This is a genomic window from Candidatus Zixiibacteriota bacterium (assembly GCA_026397505.1).
Lineage (GTDB): Bacteria > Zixibacteria > MSB-5A5 > GN15 > PGXB01 > JAPLUR01.
The window spans coordinates 1-3391 of sequence record JAPLUR010000144.1 but is presented as its reverse complement, the minus strand read 5'-3'; the positions used below and the strand labels follow the sequence as shown (position 1 = coordinate 3391).

Below are 3391 nucleotides of genomic sequence, written 5' to 3'. Positions count from 1 at the left end.
CCCCAGAATAAGGAGAACCCGGCGCCGGTCCTCCAGCGAAACGGCAGACTCAGGAATAAGCGATACCGACAGCGCCAGGGCGCCTTCAGTGTGGAAATTATCAACCAAATTGGGAAGGGAGATAACGCCTCCCCGTATCAGGTACTCTTTATCGATTCCGGTCAAACTGACGGCGGTTCGCTGCCCGGGGCTGGCGATATCCACCTGCTGATTGTGTGAATGGAGCGTGCGGATTTTGCCGTGACGCTTGGCCGGGAAAACCGCCACTTCCTGTCCCACTTTGAGCAAACCGTCGCGCAGGGTCCCGGTTGCCACGCCGCCCATTCCCGAGAGGACAAAAGAACGGTCAACATAAAGCCGCGGCCGGCCAATATCCTCCCGCTCCACTATTTTTTTGGCCAGGATTTCAATCTGGTCTCTTAATTCCTCAATCCCTTCGCCGGTCACGGACGATAATTTTACTAGGGGAGCGTTTTCCAGAAAGGTTCCTCGCAATTTATCTCTGAGGTCCTCCTCCACCAGATCGACCCAGCTTTTTTCCACGAGGTCGATTTTGGAGATGGCAACGATTCCGCATTTGATTCCCAGAAGCCGGGTAATCTGCAGATGTTCCTGACTCTGCGGCATCCAACCGTCATCGGCCGCCACGACCAGTATGACGGCATCAATGCCGCCGGCGCCGGCGATCATGTTACGGACAAATCTCTCATGACCGGGAACATCGACAATGCCGATTCTCTTTCCGCCTTCGGTATCATACCAGGCGAAGCCGAGGTCAATGGTCATGCCGCGCTGTTTTTCCTCGGGAAGGCGATCGGGGTCAATCCCGGTCAGACGAATAATGAGAGATGACTTGCCATGGTCAATATGTCCGGCTGTACCTATAACAAACATAACTTAAATTTGAGGGAGGAGATTTTTGATCAGTTCAACCAGGAGGATGGAATCGGTTTCATCAATAGCCTTCAGGTCGATCATGAAATGTTCTTCGGAAACCCGGCCAATAATGGGCGGATCGGTCGCTCTGAAGAGCGTCGCCAGTTTTTGGGGTGAGAGGCGGCTGCGAAAAACCAGCGCCACCGAAGGAAGCGCGACACCGGGCAGGGCGCCGCCGCCCATTTCTCCCCGTGAGCCTTCCAGAACTATCTTGTCTCCCGCCTCGACCTGTCTTAAAATCAGTCGGCCTCTTTCATACAATTCCGATTCCTTTACGGCGGCCAGACGCCAGAGCTTGATGTTTTCCTTCCATGTACCATCAAGGTAATATCCCAAAAGCTCTTCAACCGCCGAGAAAACGGTTTTATCCACCCGGAGGGCGCGATAGACAGGATTCCTCTTAACCCGGTCAATCAGATCTTTTTGACCGACAATCAGCCCGGCCTGCACACCACCTAAAAGTTTATCGCCGGAAAAACAGGTCAAAGCGGCGCCGCTGTGCACCGATGATTGCACGGTCGGCTCCCATTGTCCGGCGAATTCGGTTGTATCGATGAAAACTCCGCTGCCCAGATCGTTTATGACCGGGATAACGGAGCTATTGGCCAGTTCGACCAGTGCTTTCAGACCAACCTCGTCGGTAAAACCGCTGACGGCAAAATTACTCCGATGTACCTTAAGGATCAGGGCCGGCTTTTCCTGAAGAGCGGTATGGTAGTCTTCAAGAGTGGTGACATTGGTTGTGCCAATTTCCAATAATCGCGCGCCGGATTTTCTGATAATATCGGGAATGCGGAAGCCGCCGCCGATCTGCACCATTTCCCCCCGCGAGATAACCACTTTTTTTCGGTCGGCAAGAGTATTCAATATCAGAAACAGCGCCGCGGCATTGTTATTGACAACAGTGCCTGCCTCGGATTCCGAGAGTAACGCCAGATATTTCTCGGCCAGTTCGCCTCTTTTCCCCCGTCTGCCGGAGTTTACGTCATACTCGAGATTTCCATAACCGGTGAGATGGCTTTTGATATTCTCAAAAAGCTGTTCCGAAAGGGGGGCTCGTCCCAGGTTGGTGTGAACCAGGATGCCGGTACCGTTGATGACGCGAGCAATTTTCTTTCGAAGGGTGCGTTCAAGTTCCCCGGTGATTTCGCGCTGTAAATCGGAATAGGAGATTCCCGAAGTCTCGCTTTTGAGTCTACTTTTCACCGTTTCCACCGCGCTTCTGATTATCTCTATGAGCAGGGGGCGGGGAAACGAAGCTGATTTCGCCGCGATGATTTCATCGGAGGCAATAATCTCTACGGAAGGGATAGCGCGGTTAGTTTTAATAGAGAAGTCTTTCATATTACAGCCTGTATAAAATTGTACTCAGCACCCGTCCGACCGCCCGCAGTGATTCTGAAGAGCATTTATCAGGAGTGTCCTGAGTGGTATGCCAGTACGGATAAATGAAATCTATGATTACGGCGGCGGGAAGATCAATGGTCATAAAGGAAAGATGGTCATCCTGCACGCCATAACCCACGGAATCGATGAAATGGTTCTCTTTCAATTCGGCCGCAGTACGCCAGATCAAATCGGTCACCTTTGGGGAGTACTTGTTGGAGAATTCCTCTCTATATACGGTCAGATCCTTATCCCCAATCATATCGACCAGAATGGCAAATTGATATTTTCCTTTGATATTCCGGCTCAGCATCGCTTTGGCGCCCAGAAAATACTCATTGAGGTCCCCCGGATACCCCCAGTCTTCTCCGTCAAGCAGGACAATATCAAGATTGACACGTGTTTTTTGGGTGGCCAGAAGATTGCCGAGTTCCATAAGCACGGCCACTCCCGAAGCACCATCATTGGCTCCCGGAATAGCCTGATTTCTTCTGGTCGTATCCGGGTCATACTCCGCACGCGGGCGGCTGTCATAATGGGCCGCCAGGAGATAATTATCTTTCGGGCCGGCGGCCGAGCCGGTGAAACGCACTAGAATATTGCACATCGAAACAGCTTTACCGGTTGTCTTATCATTATGGATAAATGGCAGGGTGTCTACCGCGCCCCCCAGATTGCGGAAGAAATCAACCAGATAACGTCGGCAATCAGCCGAGGCGATACTGCCCGGAACCCGGGGTCCGAAAGAAACCTGCCTGACCAGGCATTCCAAGGCACGACTGCCGTCGAATTCCGGGGCTGGTGTTTGATTCCCAGATGAAGCACAGGATAGAAATATCAAAGCAACGGCCAGCCCGGCTGTCAATAGACGCAATAAAACCGATAAGCGGGTCATATTGAACTAAGGAAAGGAAGCGGTCAGGAAATGTCAACGAAATATTTTAGAACAATGTCAACGCAAAGTAGAAATGTCCTATTTTTAGCAAAGTAGAAATGTCCTATTTGGTTAATTGAGTATACATCTTCTTTCTCATCACAACCTTCAATGGTGACCGTTTCCAGGGATGAT

The 3391-nt window shown here is 51.3% G+C and carries 3 protein-coding genes; all 3 read right to left on the bottom strand.

What is annotated here, in order from left to right; translation table 11 throughout:
- Nucleotides 1-894: selenocysteine-specific translation elongation factor (selB, locus tag NT002_14470; GenBank protein MCX6830468.1), on the bottom strand; the 894-nt coding region annotated here is incomplete at its 3' end.
- Nucleotides 895-897: 3 nt separating this feature from the next.
- Nucleotides 898-2280 carry an L-seryl-tRNA(Sec) selenium transferase gene (selA, locus tag NT002_14465; protein ID MCX6830467.1) on the bottom strand — a complete coding sequence of 461 codons (1383 nt, stop codon included), beginning with the start codon at nt 2278-2280 and terminating at the stop codon, nt 898-900.
- 1 nt (nt 2281) lies between these two features.
- Complete coding sequence (locus NT002_14460; GenBank protein ID MCX6830466.1) at nt 2282-3217, bottom strand: M28 family peptidase; 936 nt, start codon at nt 3215-3217, stop codon at nt 2282-2284.
- Nucleotides 3218-3391 lie beyond the last annotated feature (174 nt).